General features: G+C 66.7%; 19 protein-coding genes. 5 read left to right on the forward strand and 14 right to left on the reverse strand.

Going from position 1 to position 19398, the window contains the following annotated elements:
* Positions 1–20 precede the first annotated feature (20 nt).
* Positions 21–875, forward strand: a complete 855-nt coding sequence (locus ACLMAJ_RS31195) for an aldo/keto reductase (protein WP_412017440.1) — start codon at positions 21–23, stop codon at positions 873–875.
* A 37-nt stretch (positions 876–912) separates the two neighbouring features.
* Here the strand turns inward: ACLMAJ_RS31195 and ACLMAJ_RS31200 are convergent, their stop codons facing one another.
* The gene (locus tag ACLMAJ_RS31200) at positions 913–2154 is read right to left on the reverse strand and encodes a lipase family protein (protein WP_412017441.1); all 1242 of its coding nucleotides are present in this window, start codon (positions 2152–2154) and stop codon (positions 913–915) included.
* Between the two features lie 278 nt (positions 2155–2432).
* On the opposite strand from ACLMAJ_RS31200, the gene ACLMAJ_RS31205 reads away from it, so the two are divergent.
* Positions 2433–3077 (forward strand): cysteine hydrolase family protein, encoded by a 645-nt coding sequence (locus ACLMAJ_RS31205; RefSeq protein ID WP_412017442.1) that lies wholly within the window; start codon positions 2433–2435, stop codon positions 3075–3077.
* A 51-nt stretch (positions 3078–3128) separates the two neighbouring features.
* Here ACLMAJ_RS31205 and ACLMAJ_RS31210 read toward each other — a convergent pair whose 3' ends face one another.
* The 5 genes from ACLMAJ_RS31210 to ACLMAJ_RS31230 all read right to left on the reverse strand — a co-directional run bounded on the left by ACLMAJ_RS31210 (position 3129) and on the right by ACLMAJ_RS31230 (position 7926).
* Positions 3129–3308 (reverse strand): antitoxin, encoded by a 180-nt coding sequence (locus tag ACLMAJ_RS31210; RefSeq protein ID WP_412017443.1) that lies wholly within the window; start codon positions 3306–3308, stop codon positions 3129–3131.
* 76 nt (positions 3309–3384) lie between these two features.
* Complete coding sequence (locus tag ACLMAJ_RS31215; protein ID WP_412017444.1) at positions 3385–5757, reverse strand: ATP-dependent DNA ligase; 2373 nt, start codon at positions 5755–5757, stop codon at positions 3385–3387.
* Between the two features lie 49 nt (positions 5758–5806).
* Positions 5807–6022 (reverse strand): antitoxin, encoded by a 216-nt coding sequence (locus ACLMAJ_RS31220; RefSeq protein WP_412017445.1) that lies wholly within the window; start codon positions 6020–6022, stop codon positions 5807–5809.
* A 34-nt stretch (positions 6023–6056) separates the two neighbouring features.
* Positions 6057–7199 carry an MBL fold metallo-hydrolase gene (locus ACLMAJ_RS31225; RefSeq protein ID WP_412017446.1) on the reverse strand — a complete coding sequence of 381 codons (1143 nt, stop codon included), beginning with the start codon at positions 7197–7199 and terminating at the stop codon, positions 6057–6059.
* A gap of 1 nt (position 7200) precedes the next feature.
* Complete coding sequence (locus ACLMAJ_RS31230) at positions 7201–7926, reverse strand: enoyl-CoA hydratase (protein ID WP_412017447.1); 726 nt, start codon at positions 7924–7926, stop codon at positions 7201–7203.
* A gap of 106 nt (positions 7927–8032) precedes the next feature.
* On the opposite strand from ACLMAJ_RS31230, the gene ACLMAJ_RS31235 reads away from it, so the two are divergent.
* Entirely contained in the window at positions 8033–9157 is a 1125-nt protein-coding gene (locus ACLMAJ_RS31235; RefSeq protein ID WP_412017448.1) for an NAD(P)-binding domain-containing protein, read from the forward strand.
* A 62-nt stretch (positions 9158–9219) separates the two neighbouring features.
* On the opposite strand, the gene ACLMAJ_RS31240 is transcribed toward ACLMAJ_RS31235, so the two are convergent.
* The 5 genes from ACLMAJ_RS31240 to ACLMAJ_RS31260 form a co-directional block, all read right to left on the reverse strand.
* On the reverse strand, positions 9220–9873 hold the full coding sequence (locus tag ACLMAJ_RS31240) for a DUF8020 domain-containing protein (RefSeq protein WP_412017449.1): 654 nt from the start codon (positions 9871–9873) through the stop codon (positions 9220–9222).
* 238 nt (positions 9874–10111) lie between these two features.
* Positions 10112–10789 (reverse strand): hypothetical protein, encoded by a 678-nt coding sequence (locus tag ACLMAJ_RS31245; RefSeq protein ID WP_412017450.1) that lies wholly within the window; start codon positions 10787–10789, stop codon positions 10112–10114.
* Between the two features lie 111 nt (positions 10790–10900).
* Positions 10901–11638, reverse strand: coding sequence for an energy-coupling factor transporter transmembrane component T family protein (locus ACLMAJ_RS31250; protein ID WP_412017451.1), 738 nt, complete (start codon positions 11636–11638; stop codon positions 10901–10903).
* Positions 11638–13743, reverse strand: coding sequence for an ATP-binding cassette domain-containing protein (locus ACLMAJ_RS31255; RefSeq protein WP_412017452.1), 2106 nt, complete (start codon positions 13741–13743; stop codon positions 11638–11640). The genes ACLMAJ_RS31250 and ACLMAJ_RS31255 overlap by 1 nt, the downstream gene beginning before the upstream one ends.
* Before the next feature lie 123 nt (positions 13744–13866).
* Positions 13867–15333 (reverse strand): flavin-containing monooxygenase, encoded by a 1467-nt coding sequence (locus tag ACLMAJ_RS31260; RefSeq protein ID WP_412017453.1) that lies wholly within the window; start codon positions 15331–15333, stop codon positions 13867–13869.
* A 76-nt stretch (positions 15334–15409) separates the two neighbouring features.
* Here ACLMAJ_RS31260 and ACLMAJ_RS31265 point away from each other — a divergent pair, with 76 nt between their 5' ends.
* Positions 15410–16477: an AraC family transcriptional regulator gene (locus ACLMAJ_RS31265; protein ID WP_412017454.1), complete on the forward strand. Its 1068-nt coding sequence runs from the start codon at positions 15410–15412 to the stop codon at positions 16475–16477.
* A gap of 3 nt (positions 16478–16480) precedes the next feature.
* Here the strand turns inward: ACLMAJ_RS31265 and ACLMAJ_RS31270 are convergent, their stop codons facing one another.
* Both ACLMAJ_RS31270 and ACLMAJ_RS31275 read right to left on the reverse strand, forming a co-directional pair.
* Positions 16481–17266: a metallophosphoesterase gene (locus ACLMAJ_RS31270; protein ID WP_412017455.1), complete on the reverse strand. Its 786-nt coding sequence runs from the start codon at positions 17264–17266 to the stop codon at positions 16481–16483.
* Between the two features lie 176 nt (positions 17267–17442).
* Positions 17443–17874 carry a MarR family winged helix-turn-helix transcriptional regulator gene (locus ACLMAJ_RS31275; protein ID WP_412017456.1) on the reverse strand — a complete coding sequence of 144 codons (432 nt, stop codon included), beginning with the start codon at positions 17872–17874 and terminating at the stop codon, positions 17443–17445.
* An 80-nt stretch (positions 17875–17954) separates the two neighbouring features.
* On the opposite strand from ACLMAJ_RS31275, the gene ACLMAJ_RS31280 reads away from it, so the two are divergent.
* Positions 17955–18596 (forward strand): TIGR03086 family metal-binding protein, encoded by a 642-nt coding sequence (locus tag ACLMAJ_RS31280; protein ID WP_412017457.1) that lies wholly within the window; start codon positions 17955–17957, stop codon positions 18594–18596.
* A 28-nt stretch (positions 18597–18624) separates the two neighbouring features.
* Here the strand turns inward: ACLMAJ_RS31280 and ACLMAJ_RS31285 are convergent, their stop codons facing one another.
* A complete protein-coding gene (locus tag ACLMAJ_RS31285) occupies positions 18625–19395 on the reverse strand; it encodes an RluA family pseudouridine synthase (RefSeq protein ID WP_412017458.1) in 771 nt (256 codons plus the stop codon).
* Positions 19396–19398 lie beyond the last annotated feature (3 nt).

The following is a 19398-nucleotide window of genomic DNA, read 5'->3' on the forward strand; positions in this document are numbered from 1 at the left end:
AGCACTTCTACCTTCGAGAGGTGACCTTCAGAAGCGAGACCAGCGCCACCCCTTCGATCGTGCTGAACGACGGCAACGTGATCCCGCAGCTCGGCTTCGGAGTGTTCCAAGTGCCACCCGATGACGTCGCCCCGGTGGTCACCGCAGCGTTGGAGGTCGGCTACCGCAGCATCGACACCGCCGCCATCTACGGCAACGAGGAGGGCACCGGCCGCGCCATCCGTGAGTTCGGCCTGCCGCGCGACGAGGTCTATGTGACCACGAAGCTGTGGAACGCCGAGCAGGGTTACGACTCCACGCTGCGCGCCTTCGACGCGAGCATGGAGCGGCTCGGGCTGGATTACCTGGATCTTTACCTGATCCACTGGCCCGCCGCCAAGGCCGACCGCTTCGTCGACACCTTCCGCGCCTTCCAGGCATTGAAGGCGCAGGGCCGCATCCGTTCGATCGGCGTATCGAACTTCACCATTCCCGACCTGGAGCGTCTCATCAGCGAGACCGGCGAAATTCCGGTGGTCAACCAGATCGAACTGCACCCACGCCTCACCCAGAGCGAGCTGCGCGCCTTCCACGACAACAACGCCATCGCCACCGAGGCATGGAGCCCGCTCGGCCAAGGCACCCTCCTCGACGACCACACCATTGTCTCCATCGCCGACGAGGTCGGCCGCTCCTCCGCGCAGGTCATCATCCGCTGGCACCTGCAACGCGGCACCATCGTCATCCCGAAGTCCGTCACCCCGGCCCGCATCGCCGCGAACTTCGACGTCTTCGCCTTCGAACTCACCCCCGAGCAAATGGACGCGATCAACGACCTCGACAAGGGCGCCCGCCTCGGCCCCGACCCCGCGACCTTCACCGTCGGTTTGGACTAGTCCGACGCCCCGCGGCAGTGTGTTCGAACCGCACCGGCTAACCGGGATGGCAGCCGGGGACCACCGGTACACCGGCGAATCGGTCGGCGAGATAGTTCATCGCACCGGCCGCCTCGCCGATGGCAGTCGGGTTGTGGCTCGGCAGCAGGGAATGCACGGAGGTGATGTCGGCGCCCTGGGTGCAGTATCGGCCGAGTAGGTCGGTGAAGCCTGCGACGGGGACTACTTCGTCGGTTGTGCTGTGGTAGAGGTACATCGGGACCGAAGGTGCGCTGGCGCCCAGCTCCTCGGGGGCGGTAGCTGCTCGGAAGTTCGGGTGGGAGAACAGGCTTGGTTCGGTGGTGTAGTCCTCGACGCGGGCGTTGCTGTACTTCACGACCAGATCCCAACCGCACGCGGCCGAGTCCTCGGCCAGCGCTGTACGACCGCGGTCGTTGAGCATCTCCACGATTCCGGCGTTCGGGTTGTTCTTCGCGACCGCGAGCAGGACCAGCATCGCGAGACCAGCTTGGGTGGTGCCGTCTGCACCCTGGGCGATGGCGGGCCAGTTCGAGGGGACGCCGCCCGCGGTGATTCCGGCGAGCCGGACGTCGGGCGCGTAGTCGGGTTGCATCTGCGCGGCCCATAGGGTGGCGTACGCACCACCCGAATAGCCCCATGCCCCAATGGGACTTGTGGGCCCGAGGCCGCCGGGGGCGAGGGCGCGGGCGGCTCGGATGCCGTCGAGGACGCCGCGTCCCGAGTTCACCCCGTCCAGGAATCGGGACTGTGGGCCCTCGTAGTCGGTGGTCACCACCGCCCAGCCGCGGCGCAGCGCCTCGGCCATGAAGGGGGTGTCGATCCAAGTATTGATGCCGCCGATCTCCCATCCGCCGCGCAGAGCGTAGGACGGCGCGCAACGGGTTCCGAGGCTGTCCTCGGCGACCTGATAGGACAGCAGCGGCCGCTCCCCGGGCCCGAACCACGGCAGGTTCGGCACCATCACGCTGGCCATTCCGGGCACCGGCCGGTCGCTGGCGTCGTTGGTCCGGTACTGGACCTGCCACGCCGAAACCGGAAGGGGTAGGCCGTAGAGCGCGATCTGCCGCGATCGCGTGATCGCACCGTCCGGATAGACGGCGAGGTCGGCCGGCGCCGCGTAGAACGGATCGTTGTCCGGTCGGGGCACTTCGGCTCGCGCGGTGGGAGACAACGTCATCGAGGCCAGCACCACGACCGCGATGGCAGCAAGCAGCGTTGCCGGTCCGGTAGTACCCGACCTTCCTTTAAGGAGTTTCATCCGGGGCCTCCAGTGTTCCACGCGGCGCGACGCAATGGTGGCCGGATACGCGTCGGCTCCGACCCCGTCCGGCCCCGGGGGCACCAACGGTACTGCCGAATAGCAGGCCCTGCAACGGTCACCACAGGGCAGACCCACCGCCGCAGGTGTCCTGGCCTTCTCTGTTTACAGTTGGTCGAAAGTGCTGTCCGCACAATCGAATAGCAAGCGCGACCGAATCGCCGCCAGGGCCGGGCCCGGATGGTGATCGGTGTATCGAGGATGGAGTTGAGCCGACCATGCGACACGGCAATGGACTGGACATTCCCGAAGGACTCGCCGATGTGTGTGCGCCGCACCGCATGGCCGTCATCGTCTACGACATGCAGGTCGGTGTGCTGAGCCAACTACCGGACAGCAAGGAGATCATCGAGCGGGTCGCGCGGGTGGTCGAGGCGGCGCGCAGGGGCGGGTATCCCGTGATCTTCCTGCGGCACTTCTTCCTGCCACGCAGGCTGAGTGGAACCTTCGCGCTGCGGATGGCTATGACCTGGCAGCAGGCGGATTCGGTCGACGACCTGAAGTTCATCCTGCAGCGCGATACTCCGGCCTTCGAGCTGGTTCCCGAGCTCCGTCCGACCGCGGACGAGGTGGTGTTCGACAAAACGTCGATGTCGGCGTTCGAGGGCACACCACTCGCCGCCGTGCTGCGCGATCTCGGTATCGGCGCCTACGCGATCGTCGGGGTCGCGCTGGAAATCGGCATCGCACCGACGGTCACCCATTCGACCGATCTCGGTTTCGTGCCGATTGTCGTCAGCGATGCCTGCGGCGGTCGCGACAAGGACGCGATGACGCGGGCCTACGACGACTTCGAGTTCCAGGGCCACGCCATGGTCACCGATACCGCGTCGCTCATAACGCTGTTGGCGGGCGCGCAGTAGTCAGGTAGTCGTCGACCGGGGAGCTTCCCGGTCGACGACCGCCCGGCCCGATCACCCGTCTTTGCGCACCGCCTTCTTGGCGGCATCCTGTGCGCTGTCGACCTGCCCGACGAACTTGCCGCCGGTCTTCTCATCGACCAGGTCGCCCGCCTTGTCGATGACCGTATCCACCTTGTCCGCGTTCTTCTGGGCCAGGTCCATCGCCTTGTTCGCCAGGTTCTTGAAATCCACAGGTACTCCTCCTTCGCGAGCCGACACAGTGTCGAGCCGATACAGCGGATCAACCGTACCCAGCGCTATGCGAATTTCACGGACATGACGGTGCTCCACCGGGTCGGTCCGACAGGCCCAACCAGGCCGGGTGCCAGAGTCGGCCGGTCTCGGTCCAGTTCATGAACCGCACGGTGCCTGTGAGTTTCGGACTCACCCAGACCGCTTCCTTGCGCTCCTCGGCGGTCAGTTCGTTGTCGAAGGGGCTGGTCTTGCGTTCCAGCTCGGACAGACGGGCCGCGAGTCGCTTCATGTCGGATTCGTTGAAGCCGGTGCCGACCCGGCCCACGTAGTACAACCTGTCCTCGTGCGGGATACCGACCAGCAGCGATTTGAAATCCCTTGCCTCGCTGCGCCGCCAGCCGCCGATCACCACCCGCTGGGTGCGCCAATTGCGCTCCTTCACCCAGGAGTGCCCGCGCTTTCCCGGTAGGTACACGGAGTCCTTCCGCTTGGCGATCACGCCCTCCAGCCCCTGCTCCTGGCTGTAGCGCAGCGCGTCGGCGCCGGGACCGTCCAGCCGCGGCGGGACCAGCATCGAGGGCGCGTTCGCCGCGAGTGCCTCCAGTACCCGACGGCGATCCGAATAGCGTTTGCGGACAAGGGAAGTGCCGTCGAGATACAGCACGTCGAAGGCGACGAAGACGGCCCGCGCCGCGTCGGCCCGCAGCAGTCCGAGATTGGCGACTCCGTGATCGTCGAACACCACGGCTTCACCATCGAGTACCACGCTGTGGCCCGCCAGGTCCGTGGCCAGCGCGGCAATCCCCGGGTACCGGTTCGTCACCACATTGCCCGCTCGACTGTGCAAAGTGAGTGTGCCGGAGTCGATTTCGGCGATCAGCCGGAAGCCGTCCCATTTGGTCTCGAAACACCACTCGGCGGCGTCGAGGTCGGCGACCTCACCCTGGGTTGCCAGCATCGGCTCGAGACCGCGTGGAAACGGTGCGGCCCCGCTCGACCGCTGTGGCACCGCGGCGGCGGTCGACCGCGCTCCGTCGTCGACAGTGCCATGGTTGGACCCGCCGTCCTGGGCCCGAGGTGACTGCTCTCGCATCAGATGCATCAGCCACTGATTGCCGTTGGTCTGGATAAGGGCGTATCGCCCCTGTAGCTTGCTGCCGTGGAATGCGACGATCACCTCGTCGTCGCGCCATTTCTCGGTCTCGTAGGTGCCGGAATCCCAGATCGTCATTTCCCCCGCGCCGTACTGGCCCTTCGGGATCGCGCCGTGGAAGTCCAGGTATTCCAGCGGATGGTCCTCGGTGTGCACGGCGAGGCGGTTGTGCTGCGTCGAGGTAGGTGGCCCCTTCGGCACGGCCCACGACACCAGCACCCCGTCGCGTTCGAGCCGCACATCCCAATGCAGCCGCCGCGCATGATGCTCCTGAACGACGAACCGGTCACCGGTGCCCGCGCCCGCCACCTCGGCGGGCACCGGCTCCGGCGTACGTGCTGGGTCGCGCATGGACCGGTACTTCGTGAGCGCGTCGGTGCTCGGGTGTGTTGTCTGGAGCGACCTGTCAACAGTCACGTCGAGCTCGGCAAGTAAGTCACCGTCGTCCCGCCAGCGCGCGAGAACTTCATCGAAACGCAAGTGCCGCAGTTTCTTTCGATTCTCGATCTCTGCCCAGCTTCGCGGTGCGGCCGCATTGGGGTGGGTCCTGCCGCGCATCGAGTAGGGCGCGACGGTGGTCTTCGATGGGTTGTTCTGGCTCCAGTCCAGAAAGACCTTGCCGGTGCGCACCGCTTTGGCCATGGTCGCGGTCACCAGATCCGGGTGCAGCTGTTCGAGATTCGTGGCCACCTGCTTGGCCACCGTCGACGCGCCACCGGAACTCAACTCGCGGTCCAGCGGCACATAGATGTGAATTCCCTTGCTACCACTGGTCACCGGGAATGCGTGCAGCCCGATGCCCTCGACCATATCGCGGACCGCGAGCGCGACCCTGGCGCACTCGTCGAGCCCGGCGCCGGGTCCTGGGTCGAGGTCGAAGACCAGTCGGGTCGCGGGGCCGACCTCGTCACCGTCGAAACGCCATTGCGGCACATGGACTTCCAGCGCCGCCTGCTGCCCGAGCCAGGCCAGGCCCGCCTCCGAATCGATCACCGGATACACCACGTTGCGTTCGGAATGTTCGATGGCGTGCCGCTCCAGCCACGATGGAGCGTGTGCGGCAAGGTTTTTCTCGAAGAATGATGGCTCGTCGACCCCGTTGGGCCAGCGCTTCCGAGTGACGGGGCGGCCCTCGATGTGTGGCAGCATGGCCGGTGCGATCGCCGCGTAGTAGGCGATGACCTCGCCTTTGGTGGTCCCGGTTGCCGGGTACAGCACTTTGTCGAGGTTGCTCAGCTCAACCTCGATGCTCGGTAGGCCCGAGCTGTCACCGAACTTGCGGCGGGTCGCCATGGACGAATTTTAATGGCGGGGACCGACAACAACAGGCCCCCGCCGCACATCAGGCCTGCGGGCCGGGCTTTCCCGGCTGCTCCGGCGGGACCACCTTCTTGGCGGCCTCCTTGCCCTTCTCGATCTTGTCCGTGTACTTGCCCTTGGTCTTGTTGTCGATGAAGTCACCGGTTTTGTCGACCGCGTCGTTGATCTTGTCGGCGTTCTTGGCCGCCGCGTCCTTGCCCTTGCCGACCAGGCCCTTCAGGGTGTCCACGAGACTCATGCCACCGTTCCTTTCTGTTGCCTAACCGAGGTGTTCAACCGATATCTTCCCACCACGAATCCCGTGCGGGGCGGCCATCGGGATCTACCCGCTGCCCCGGCATCGGCACCGCGATCGCAGTGCCGGCCGCCCGTGCCGCCTCGACCATCCTGCGCACCGGCTCCGACCATCCGTGGAAGGCAAGATTGAAGGTCGCCCAGTGGATGGGAACGAGCATGCCGTGGCCGGGGTCGCCGACGCACAGATCGCCGTGCGCGCGCACCGCTTCCTCCGGGTTCATATGCACATCCGGCCACCGATCGTCATACGCGCCGATCGGCAGCAGCGTCAGATCGAACGGACCGAGCGCGGCACCGGCCTCGGCGAATGCCTTGGTGTAGCCGGTATCTCCGCCGAAGTACGCCCTGCGGGTCGGTCCGACGATCGACCAGGAGGCCCAGAGCGTGGTGTTGCGCACGAGACCACGGCCGGAGAAATGCCGCGCCTCGGTACAGGTGATCACCAGATCGGTGCCGTCGCGCTCACGACCGAGGGCGGCGAGGGAAATCGAACCGCCCCAATCCAATTCGATGATGCGATGCTCGGGGACACCCCAGTGGCGCAGGTGCGCGCCGATGCCGATCGGCACCAGGAACGGTGCCGCCTGGCTGAGGACGAGCTCTCGGACTGTCGCCTTGTCCAGATGGTCGTAGTGGTCGTGCGAGATGATCACCGCGTCCACCGGTGGCAGCTCCGACAGCGGTGTCGGTACCGGATGCATTCGTGTGGGGCCGACCATGGACGACGGCGAAACCCGTTCGCTCCATACGGGATCGGTGAGAATCCGGTAGCCGTCCACCTCGACGAGCGCGGAGGCGTGCCCGTACCAGGTGACCGCGATATCGGCCGCCTCCGCGGGCACCTCGGGGGTCTCCAGCGGGATCACCCCGCGAGGCTGACCGGCGTTACGCCGGGTCAGCGCGGAGTACAGCAGCGAAAGCGCCGAACCCGCGATGATCTGACTGCTCGCTTCGGTGTTGTGGAACTGGCGATCGCGGTAGCTGGCCGCACCGGAGGCGTAGGGCTGGATGGCCGACATCGAGGCGCCGATCGCGGACGGGATATCCCAGACCGCGCGCACCACCCATGCGACTCCGAGTACGCCCGCCGCTGCGCCGAGGATCTTCTTCACGTTCATATCATCGTCCAACGAACTTCGCGGAGCGCTTTTCTTGCCTGGCCAAGCGGCCCTCCTTGGCATCTGAGCTTGTCCACGCGGCCTCGAGGGCCGCGCGCTGTAAATGGTTATCGGGGTCGCGGGTGCCGTCGTCGTTGAGCACCAGCTTCATGTGGCGCAGCGACAGCGGCGCCAGCTCGGCGATCGATTTCGCCCATGCCTGGGCGTCGGCGAGCGTGCCGAGCTTGTTGGCGAAGCCGAAGGAGTAGGCGTCGGCGGCCGATACCCGTTCCGCGCCGAGCAGGATGGTGCGGGCTGGCCCACCGCCGATCAGCGTCGCCAGTCGCCGGACGGTCCAGCGGTCCACCGTGATGCCGAGTTTGGCGGCGGGGATCGCGATGTAGGCGTCCGGTTCGAGCACGCGAAGGTCGGAGGCAAGTGCTATCTGCACGCCCGCGCCGAGGGCGCCGCCGTTGATCGCGGCGATGACCGGCACCGGAACGGACTCGATGGTGTGCAGCATGTCCATCAGACCGCCGAGGAAATCATCGGAGTAGACGCCGGACAGATCCGCGCCCGCGCTGAAGATCGGACCCTGTCCGGTCAGCACGATGACCCTTGCGTCCTGTGCCGCCGTCCGCACGGCGTCGCGCAACTGTGTGACCAGTTCGATGTTGAGCGCATTGCGGCGCTCCTCGCGCTGCAATTCGATGGTGACAACGTCGCCATCGCGGCTGACTCCGAGCATGCATTCTCCCCAACTGACCGGTTCGAGTGGTTACAGTCAACTCTGCCACAGTCGGCGGCACAGACCGAGCAGGCACTGGCTTGGGGAAGCGATACGATCTGCGGCTGTGCCGACTGATTTCGATATCCTGGTGATCGGTGCCGGTCAGGCGGGGTTGTCGGCCGGTTATCACCTACAGCGTCTCGGATTGCGTCCGGAGCGAGACTTTCTGATCGTGGATCACGCGCCGAGGCCCGGCGGCGCCTGGCAGTTTCGCTGGCCGTCGCTCACGCTGACCACGGTTAACCGGGTGCACGACCTGCCGGGTATGTCCTTCGCCGAGACGCTGCCGGAGGGATCGGAGTCCGCGCCTGCGGCCACTGCGGTGCCGCGCTACTACGAGCTCTACGAAAAGCGTTTCGATCTGCGGGTTCGACGGCAGGTGTCGGTGGAAGTCGTGTGCGATCGGGGCATGGACGGCGCTCGAGAGGGTGCGCGAATTCTCAACGCCGAGACCGACTCGGCCGGGATGATTCGGGTGCGCGGGCTGATCAACGGCACCGGAACCTGGGAGCGCCCGTTCATCCCGCGATACCCGGGCGCGCAGACCTTCGCTGGGCGGCAGCTGCACACCCGCGAGTATCACAGCGCCGATGAATTCGCGGGCAAGCATGTCGTGGTGGTCGGCGGTGGCATCTCGGGCGTGCAGTTGCTCGACGAGATTTCCCAGGTCACGACGACCACCTGGGTCACGAGGTCGGAACCGGTGTTTCGGGAAGCACCCTTCGCGGAGGAGGACGGCCGCACGGCCGTCGCCATGGTGGAGGACCGGGTGCGGCGCGGTCTGCCACCGGGCTCGGTGGTCTCGGTGACCGGATTGCGGCTCGATGACCGGCTGCGTGCCGCGCAGGCCAGAGGTGTCTTGGAGCGGCACCCGATGTTCGTGAGCATCGAATCGAACGGTGTGCGCTGGGCCGACGGATCGTTCCAGCACGCGGAGGTCATCCTGTGGGCCACTGGATTCCGCAGTGCACTCGATCATCTCGCGCCGCTGCGCCTGCGCGGTCCAGGCGGCGGCATCACCATGACCGGACGCCTCGCCACCCAGGTCGCGAACGATCCACGCGTGCACCTGATCGGCTACGGCCCATCGGCGAGCACCATCGGCGCGAACCGTGCGGGTCGCGCGGCCGCCGTCGAGCTCACCGGGCACCTGGGTCTGCCCGCGCCGGGCAGTCCGGCAGGCAGCTGAAATGACAAGGCGCGCACCGAACTCGAACGAGTCGGTGCGCGCCTTCGCCGTGATTTTTCGAGCTAGCGAACGGATGTCGCAGGCTTGGCGAACTTCGTGGTTCCCGGCGGCGCGGTCAGCGTGCTGACCAGGTCGATGCCCGCGATCACCAGGGCTGGTCCGCCGACCACGATGGTGCCGATGATGCCACCGATCGCAGCCCCCGCGATGACGCTGGCGATCACCGTCGGTCCACCGACGATGCCGGTCAGCCCGACCAGGGCGCCGATCACGGTGCCGACGAAACCGCCTATCGCCGTGGCGATTCCGAACTGTGCCAAGAAGGTGTCCTGTGCCTCCTGGTTCTCGGTGGTCGACGCGATCGCGGTCAGCGGCGCCGGGCGGGCCTGTGCGTAGTCCTTGACCACGGTCAGCTCGAGCACTCGTCCCTCGTCGTGCACCGCGTGCGGCATCGGGAACTCGAGTCCGTCCTGCCGGAACGACAGCGGCAGCGTGACCACCGTGTTGCCCGTCGTGTCCTTGATATCGACCGAGTTGCCGGTCACCTCGAATGCCCCCTCGGTAAGCGTGGTGACGACCTTGTCGCCCACCAGCTTTGTCGCGTACCCGATGTCGGGTGCGGGTGCGGCCGCCGGTTGCGCGTGGGAGGTGCCCGCGCCGACCGCGACTGCGGCGACGATCGGGATTGCGGCCGCAGTGATCTTGCGGAGAATCATTGGGGTTGTTCCAATCTTCATCAGGTTTCAAGCCCTACCCAACACCACGCACGCCGAATTTCTTTCCCCCGAACGCGCGTGCAGAGACTTGATGTGATCTAGAAAACAGATACTGCGAAGATCACCGTACCGTGCACGAGATGGTTTCGAACCATATTTTAAGGGTAATCATTTCTGTTTCATGTCACGAATTCCGTTATAGCGCTCAGCTATACGGCCAGGCGTGACCGACGGCACGTTAGTGCAATACATTGATCGCCCTCGCGATGACCAACGCCGCCAGGACGAGCGAAATCGCCGACTGGGCCATCATCATCGTCTTCGCCCACCGCGACATCGGCATCACATCGGTCGGGCTGAACGCGGTCGCGTTGGTGTACGCCAAGTACAGGTAGTCGATGAACTGCGGCTCCCACTCCGGCTCGGCCAGTTCAGGGTTCTGCATCTGCACGAACAGGAAGTCCGGCAGCGTTTGCCGCGCGTGTGCCCGTGCGGCGGGTCCGCCGCGGTCGAACTCCCAGTAGCCCAAACCGAACACGACCACATTCGTCAACCAGATCGCCCCGCCGGAGCCGAGCAGCCCTGCCGGGTCGTCGCTGAGCGTCCCATCGATCAGCCCGACCACCAGCCGATTTGCCGACCATGCGGTGGCCAGTGCCAACAGTCCGATGAGGGCCAGCCCGCCCCACCGCAGCCACGTCTCCTCGCGGTCGATCCGCACTGGATCGGCCACCACCAGGAATCCCAGCAAAACCACCTCCAGTGCGGCCAACAGCCAGGTGGGCTCGGGCATGAACTGATTCGGAAGTAGCACCTGCAACACGACGATCGCCAGCACCGCGACGGTCGCCGCAACCCGCGACTCGCCTGCCGTCCGTCGCTGCCAGGCCGGAACGTTGTCGTCGCTGTCGGTCACATCGGCCAGTATCTCCCCGCCACGGTCGAATCAGGCGTCTGCCACGCGTTGTCCGCGCCCTCGGCGCCGCCCGGCGAAGCAGACCTGCCGCTGTCCTGACGTGCACCGATGTCAGATCAGGAGATCGAGCCCGATCGCGCCGACGCAGACGGCGGCAACGATGGCCAACGCGATCACATCACGGCGGCCGGGAGAGCTGGGGTGCGCGGTGAGTTGACCGGTACCACCGCGAGCGGTGATCGCCTCACCCAATTCGCCTGCGCGGCGCGTGGATACGGCCATGGCGGCGGTGAGGATGTCGATGAGCGGACTATCGGCGGCGCGATGCAACATGCCTTCCTTCGGCCGCAGCTTGCGTGCCGCACGCAGCACCCGCATCTCGTCCATGAGCAGCGGAAGACCGCGCAGTGTCAGCGCCACGACGACGGCCCATTCATCCACGGGCACTCGCAGTTTGCGCAGCGGCGCGGCCAGCTTGGCGAGCGCGGGTGCGATATCGCCGAGCGGAGTTGTCCAGGCGATCATCAACGACGCGGCGATCAGGATCAGAGCGAACGCCGCGAGCTGGGTGTAGCGCAGCACGGCCGTAGCGCCGATCGGGACATTGATCAGCGCGCCGACGGCGAGCAGTGCCCAGAACCACCACGGCAGGCGCGGTAGCGTGCCGAGCGGCAGCCGCGCGACCATGCCGATCAGCAGCAGGAAAGCGACAAGAACACCGAGTACCGGCCAGGACGGCAGGAACATCAGCAGCAGGCTGATCAGGAACGCCGCGATCATTTTGGTGCCCGCCCAAAGGCTGTGCACCGGGCTCGACACCGGAACTTCGCGGAACAGGACTGCGCTCATCATCGCTCTCCGTGCTCGAGGCGCCACATCGTGGCGGCCCGTGGATCGAGTTGGTGCGCAGGCGCATCGGACGCGTTCGCTGGATCATGTACCGGTGCGGCCCCGAGGATCCGCCCGGCCTGTAGATGTACCGTGCGGTCGCACACCCCGGCCAGATCGTCGATATCGTGTGAGATGACGATCAAGGTGAGACCTGAATCACGGAGGCGGGCAAGAAGTTCCACGACATCGGCGCGACCCTCGGGATCGAGACCGGCCAGCGGCTCGTCGAGCACGACCACCTGCGGGTGGCTGGCCACGATCGCCGCGAGCACAACCCGCTTCGCCTGTCCGCCGCTGAGTTCCTCGATGGATCGCGCGGCCAGTCGCCGATCGAGCCCGACCGCGTCCAATGCGCGCCCGACCGCGCCGGAGCCGGTGGCGCCGCCACCCCAGTCCGCGATCTCCGTGCCGACCGTCTGCTTCTGCATCTGGAGCCGAGAATGCTGGAACGCCAACGCGACTCGGCCGATCCGTTTGGAGATCCGGGTGCCCGCGAGTTCGCAACGGCCCGAACTGGGTTCGATCAGTCCGGCCATGATCCAGGCGAGCGTGGATTTGCCCGACCCATTGCCACCGACAATCAGCAGCGCCTCACCGCGGCGAACCGAGAGGTCGACGGAGTGCAATGCCGGTGCCTCCCACGGTGTTCCGCGGTTGTAGGTGTGCCGAACGCCGTGTAGCTCCAGCACCGCCTCGCCCATCGGGCGGCGACGCGAATCGCGCACCGGCCGCGGCCAGGCGGGCAGGTGCTCGACGGTACGTCCGCTCGACAGGTGCACCACCCGATCGGCGGCCGCGGCGTCGGCTTCGTGGTGGGTCACCAGCACCACCGCCATCTGGTGTCGTTTCGGCAGTCCGGCCAGCAGCGCGACCAGGTCCCTGCGGCCGTCGGGATCGATCATCGCGGTGGCCTCGTCGGCGATGAGCAGCGCGGGGCGTCGTGCCAGCGCCGCGGCGACCGCGAGCCGCTGTTGCTGACCGCCGGAGAGGGTGGCGGTTTCCTTGTCACCCATGCCGTCGAGACCGACCTCGCGCAGTAGAGCGTCGATCTCGACGGCCGCGGCGAGTTCCTCGGAAAGGCCCCACACCACGTCGTCGGCGACGAGCACGCCGAGGGTCTGGCTCTCGGGCCGTTGCAGGACGAGAGCGGTCCCGCCGAGGTGACCCAGGCCCGCGGACCCGGGACGGTGCACGGTGCCCGAGGTGGGCGGTAGCCCGGCGAGCAACCGGGTCAGCGTGGACTTGCCGGAGCCGTTGTGGCCGACGATCGCCACGAACTCATCGCTGTCGACGGTGAGGTCGATGCCGTGCAGTGCATCCACCGTCGCACTCGGATAGCGGAAGGCGACATCGCGCAGCGTCACCGGCAGCGGCGCGATGGGCCGTTCATCCAGCGGCGCGTCGAGCTGATCGCTGCCGGGCAGGTCCGCGAGTCGGTCCAGGATCGAGCCGAGCACAAACCAGGAGAACACCGCGGTCATCACCAGCCCGGCGATCACCGCCGCCGCCATCCAGAGCCACCACGACGCGATCACGGTGTCGGTGAGGTCGGCGGCCAGGCGACCGAGCGGCTCGAGTGGCGGCACCCGAGCCGCGAGGTCCTGTAAACCATGGGCGAGGTTGCGGATGCCGTCGAACAGCAACTCGCGTGACCGGGCGAACACCAGCAGGGTTCCGACCGCGAAGGCGGCCCATACCAGCCCGGCGATCACCGCGAGTCCGAGCACCGCGACCAGCCCGCCGCCGCGCCGTTTCACCGTGCCGATGATGCCCGCGAGAGTGGCAGAACTCACCAGGCCGATGGCTGGCGCGATCCCCGCAGCTACGAAGGTGACCAGCATGGCGGCAACGCTCGCGGTGAGCAGGGCACGCAGCCGAAAGCGGTAGGCGAGCATGCCGAGCGGCACCGCGGCGACCAGCTGCAATCCGGCGGCGAACGGGACCACCGATCCGATGGTGACCAGCCCGACCGTGACACCGCCGAGCACCGCGCCGGTGGCCAATTCGATCGGGCGCAGCGGGCCGCGGTCGATAGGGCCAGCGGCCGACGGCAGATCATTCACGCAACAAGTCTGCCTGCTCGAACCTCGCCGCGCTCGGGCCCGCCGAGGTTGGGCTCGATCGCCGGGGCGTCGCGGCGGGGTTGCGGGTGCCCGCGCGGCAGGTGTTTCGTGCCGGTGAAAGGGTCAGGCGACGGGGGTGAGGACGTAGTCGGCGGCGGCCACCTCGCGCAGCTTGCGGCGGTAGCTGATCTGGGTGCCCGGCCAGTTGTTGGTGATGCGGCCCGACGCGTTGCGATACCAGCTGGAGCAGAAGTTCCACGGGGTTTTGGCCAGGCGTTGTTGCAGGGCCGCGTTGAACCGCTGCTCCGGCTCCGCGCGGACCTCGAGGTAGTGGCCGGGGCGGCTGGCGAGCAGTTCGATGACTTTGCGGATATAGCGGGCCTGGGATTCGATCATGTAGATGATCGAGCCGACACCGAGGTTGGTGTTCGGGCCGTAGACCATGAACAGATTCGGGAAGTCCGGCACGGTGATCCCGTAGTAGGCATGTGCGCCGCCCTCCCATGTGTCACAGAGCTTGCGGCCCGCGCGCCCGTAAATATCGATCGGCCACAGGAATTCGGTGCCCTTGAAGCCGGTCCCGTAGATGATCACATCCACTTCGTGCACCGTGCCGTCGGCGGTGCGCGGGCCTTCGGGGGTGATCTCGGTGATCGCTGTGGTCTCCACCCGCACGTTCGGCTGGGTCAGCGCCGGGAAATAGTCGTTGGAGAACAGGCCGCGCTTACATCCGATCGGGTAGTCCGGGGTGAGCTTGGCGCGCAGCTCCGGATCGGTGACCTGATTTTTCAGGTGTCGCGCGGCGATGCCGGCGACCAACCCGGCGATCCGTGGGAACTCGACGAGCCCGAGTGCCACGAACTCCGCGATGGCCCACCACCCGAATCGCTCGGCGAGCAGTGCGCCGGGCATCCGCGCGAACAGTTTGTGCTGGATCGGCTTGTAGTCGGTGTCGAACTTGGGCAGTACCCAGGCCGGGGTGCGCTGGAACAGGGTCAGGCTGCTGACCGACGGCTGGATCTCGGGGATGTATTGGATGGCGCTCGCGCCGGTCCCGACGCAGGCCACCCGCTTTCCGGCCAGCTCGACGCCGTGATCCCATTCGGCGGAATGGAAGGCATGACCGGCGAAGGTATCGATGCCGGGAATGTCGGGCATGGCGGGGCGCGACAGCTGACCGACGGCGGGGATCAGGATGTCGGCGGTTCTCGCGGTGCCGTCGGCGGTGCGCACCGTCCAGCGGCCCGTGGCGTCGTCGAACTCGGCGTCGGTCACCTCGGCGCCGAAGTGGATGCGCTCCAGCAGGTGGTGGCGGTCGGCGACACCGCGGAGGTAGTCGTGGATCGCGACCCGGCCGGAGTAGCGCTGCGGCCAGTCCGGCTTCGGCTCATAGGAGAACGAGTACAGCGGGGACGGCACGTCGCAGGCGGCGCCGGGGTAGGTGTTCTCCCGCCAGACACCGCCGATATCGGCGGCACGTTCCAGGATGGTGATGTCGTCGAAACCGTTGCGTCGCAGCTCTATCGCCATTCCGATGCCACCGAAGCCGGACCCGATGATGATGACCGACGGCCGTTCGTCAGCATTCATAGGACACCCCTTTACCGCAGTGCGTTGAGTCCACTCTAGGACGATCCGGCGTAGGTGATCGAGATTTTCGGCCATAATGGCCACTGTGGAACGGGTGCAGGATCCGGGAATTCGCGACTGGAACTTTCCGCGAGGGATAGCCAGCGTGGTTTTGATGGTCGGCTACGCGGGTGAGCACGGCTTGCAGGCCGGGCGGATGCTCGCGGGCACCGGGCTGACCGAGGCGACGCTGCGGGACCCGGACGCGCAGATCGACGCACACATCGAACTCGCCGTGGTGCGAAATCTGGTGCGCGATCTTGCCGACCGTCCCGCCCTCGGTATCGAGGTCGGTCGCCGCTATCGGATCACCACCTTCGGGATCTTCGGCTTCGCCTGCGTCAGCAGTCCGACCCTCGGCGAGGCGATCAGTTTCGCGCTGCGGTATCTGGAGCTGAGCTTCACCTTCTGCCTGCCCGTCGCGGAATGGCGGTCCGGTGAGTTCGTCGCTTGGGTGCACGATGAGTCGATACCCGCCGATGTGCGGCAGTTCCTTGTCGAACGCGACGTGACCGCCATGCATCAGGTGATGAGCGACCTGCTCGGCAAGAATCTGCCGCTCGCCCGCGCCGAGTTCCGTTTCGCCGAACCGGCATATGCCGACCGGCTCGCCGAGGACCTCGGGGTACGGCCGGTGTTCGGGCAGGTGCACAACCTGTTCGCCATCGACCCGGTGATGCTGGAACAGCCACTGCCGCAAGCGAATGAGCACACCTGGGCGATCTGCTTGGCGCAGTGCCGCGACCTGGTGGATCGACGTCGCGCTCGCACCGGCATCGCGGCCGAGGTGCGCGAGCTGCTGGTGCCAGGCGGTGCCGACGGTTTCGCCGCGCCTGCCGGAATCGACACCGTCGCACGCGATCTCAATATGAGCACCCGCACCCTGCGTCGCCACCTCGATGCCGCCGGTACCAGCTATCGCGCGCTCCTCGACGAGGTGCGCCGCGCCCTTGCCGAGGAAATGCTCACCGCCACACCGCTTTCGGTGAGTGATGTCGCCATCCGGCTCGGCTACGCCGAATCGTCGACCTTCATATTCGCCTTCAAACGCTGGACCGGTGCGACGCCCGCCGCCTACCGGCGCGAGCGCGCGATCCGGCGATAGGGGTCAGAAGGGTAGGACGCCGATCCAGCCGCCCATCGGGACGCTGCGGAAATGCGTCGTCATGCGGTGGTTGTCGTCGATGGCGTGCAGGGCGAGGGCGGGATCCGGCGCGTAGTCCATCACATGGTCGGGGAGCTCGAGTTCCCATTCGCCGCCGAGTACCGACGCGGTGCTCGGCGCCACCAGCAGCGGTCGCCCCGCGAATGTCGTCGCCACCGCGGAGTGGGCGTGGCCGGTGACGACGCCGACGATGCGCTTGTCGCCCGCGACGACTTCGGCAAGGCGGTCCGGCTCGGCCAGCGAGATCTTATCGATGACGGGACTGAATAGATGTGCGGGCGGGTGGTGCAGCGCGAGCAGCACCGGCGCGTCGGCAGGCGCCGCGGCGAGCACGCCGCGCAGCCAGTCGTAGGTCTCGTCGCTCAGGCGGCCGCTCGGCTCGCCGGGGATGCTCGAATCCATCAGGGCGACAGTGAGTTCGCCGACGCGGTGTGCGTGGTTGATCGGTGCGTTGGAGGCCGGTTCGCCCAGTAGCGTGGCGCGGAAGGCGGCGCGATCATCGTGGTTGCCGGGAATGGCGTACACCGGAATGTCGGCTTTGAGCGCCATCCGCGCCTCGGCGTACTGATCGGGCGAGCCGGAATCGGTGACGTCGCCGGTCAGCAGGATGGCATCCGGCCTGCGTCGCAGGTCGGCGATGAACGCGAGCACGCGCTCGACGCGTTCGACGTTGCGGGCGCCGAGATCGAAATGGGTATCGCTGACCTGAGCCACCAGGATCATCGGCATTCGCTTTCTCTGGGGGGATCGCTCCGTTGCGTCAGAGTGTGCCCGCGTCGCGTTGATGGCACGTAATCAGGCTAGATGACCTGCGTATTACGCGTCGCCATGAGGCTCGCCACCGGCCGAAACCATATCGTCGGTCTGTGTCACCACTCACCAGGGGCGCGCCGCCCCAGCCGGTGTCATTGCTCGGCGGTCAACGCGGCCAGCGTCTGTAAGGCGCGTAAGAACACCCGCCGATCCGCCGCACTCAAGTGGGTCAGCAGTTGATCCTCTTGCTCTTGGATCTCGCGTTGTGCGCGCTCGCGGGTGGTCCGGCCATCGGGCGTCAGCGACACCAGATGGGCGCGCCGGTCGGCAGGATCGGGCGCACGGTGGATGAGCCCGCGTCGCTGCAACTCGTCGAGTACGCCGATGATGCGGGTCTTATCGGCTCGGATCGCTTTGGCCAGCGCGGACTGCGTGTAGACGGGTTCGTCGCCGAGCCCGAGCAACACCACATAGCCCCACATGGTGAGGCCGTTGCGTTCGAGTACGGGCAGCTCCGCCGCGACGAGCGCGCGGCCGAGTGGCGCGAGCATCGCGGCGAGATCCGGTCGCTTGGCTTCGGACATAGATAGAAAGTACTGCTTGGCAAATCATAAGCTCGTGCATATGATAGGTTTGAGCTTATCATTAGGGAGAGGATCAAGGCATGACGACCGATTCGGGAACCGCCGAACTGCACAGCCTCGATGCCATCGGCACCGAGATTGATCTGGTCGCGTTCGACGCGCAGGCGGTGCGCACCAGCATCGAACTGGTTTCGCACGTCACCACCGCCGACCTCACCAAGCCGACACCGTGCGCCGACTGGACACTGCACGGCCTGCTGACGCACATGATCACCCAGCACTACGGCTTTGCCGCCGCGGCGCGCGGCGAGAGCGACCTCGCGCTGTGGAAGCTGCGCCGCCTCGGTGACGACCCGGTCGAGAGCTACCGGATAGCGGCGGAGCATGTGATCGCGGCCTTCGCCGAAGACGGTGTGCCCGAACGGAAGTTCCCGCTACCGGAATTCACCACAGCCTTCGAATTCTCCGGCGCCCAAGCCGTCAGCTTCCACTTCATCGACTACGTCGTGCACTCCTGGGATGTCGCCCGAACCATCGGCAGGACAGTCAGCTTCGACGACGATCTATTGGCGGCCGCCCTCGGCGTCGCCGAAGTGGTCCCCCGCGGCAAAGCCCGCCTGGCTCCCGGCTCCGCCTTCGCCCCCGAAGTCGGCTGGTTCGGCGACTCCATCCTGGACGACATCGTCGCCATGCTCGGCCGTTCACCCAACTGGCCCAACTGAATCGAAGCGCCGGTATCGGACCACGGAATTACTTGTCGCGCAGCATTTCCTGGGCTACACCGAGGATCGCCTCGGTGTCGAGCCGGTCGGCGCGCAGTGGCTCCCAGAAGTCCGTGCCCGGCGTGGCCGCGAGCGCGAGCTGCGGGGGAGTCCGCCATGATGCGGCGAGGCCGAGCTGCCATGAGTGCAGGTGGGCGCGTGGGTGGCGGCCGGATTTGTCGAACAGTGGGTCGCCGACGATCGGGTGTCCGATCCAGGCCAGGTGCACGCGGATCTGGTGGCGGCGGCCGGTGATCGGCCGCAGCGCGAGCACCGTGTGGTCCTCGGTGCGGTGGACCGTCACGAACTGGGTCACCGACGGATAGTTCTTGGTATCCAACAGGTCCGTGGTGTCGACGAACCAGCGGTTCGCCTCGGTATGAATGCTCTCCCGTTGCGCCGCGATGCGGACCCGATTCTTCCGCCCAACGCTGAGCGGTAGGTCGATCACCCCACGCTCGGGCAGCCCGGTCGACTCGACGATCGCCAGGTACGCCTTCTCCGCGGTCTGCTTGTTGAACTGCCTGGTCAGCTCGCCGTGCGCGGCGAGCTCCCTGGCGAAAAGCACCAACCCGGAGGTCACCTTGTCGATCCGGTGCACGGGATACAACGTCTCGCCCGCCGCCCCGGCCGCCGCGACGATATCGCTGTCATGCCGCTCCCCGGTCACGGAGATCCCGGTCGGCTTGTTCAACGCCAACACCGCGCCGTCCTCCAGGACAACGCACTCCCGCCGCAACTTCTCCCACTCCACATCCACCCG

Source organism: Nocardia arseniciresistens (assembly GCF_046764875.1).
In the GTDB taxonomy this organism is placed as follows: domain Bacteria; phylum Actinomycetota; class Actinomycetes; order Mycobacteriales; family Mycobacteriaceae; genus Nocardia; species Nocardia arseniciresistens.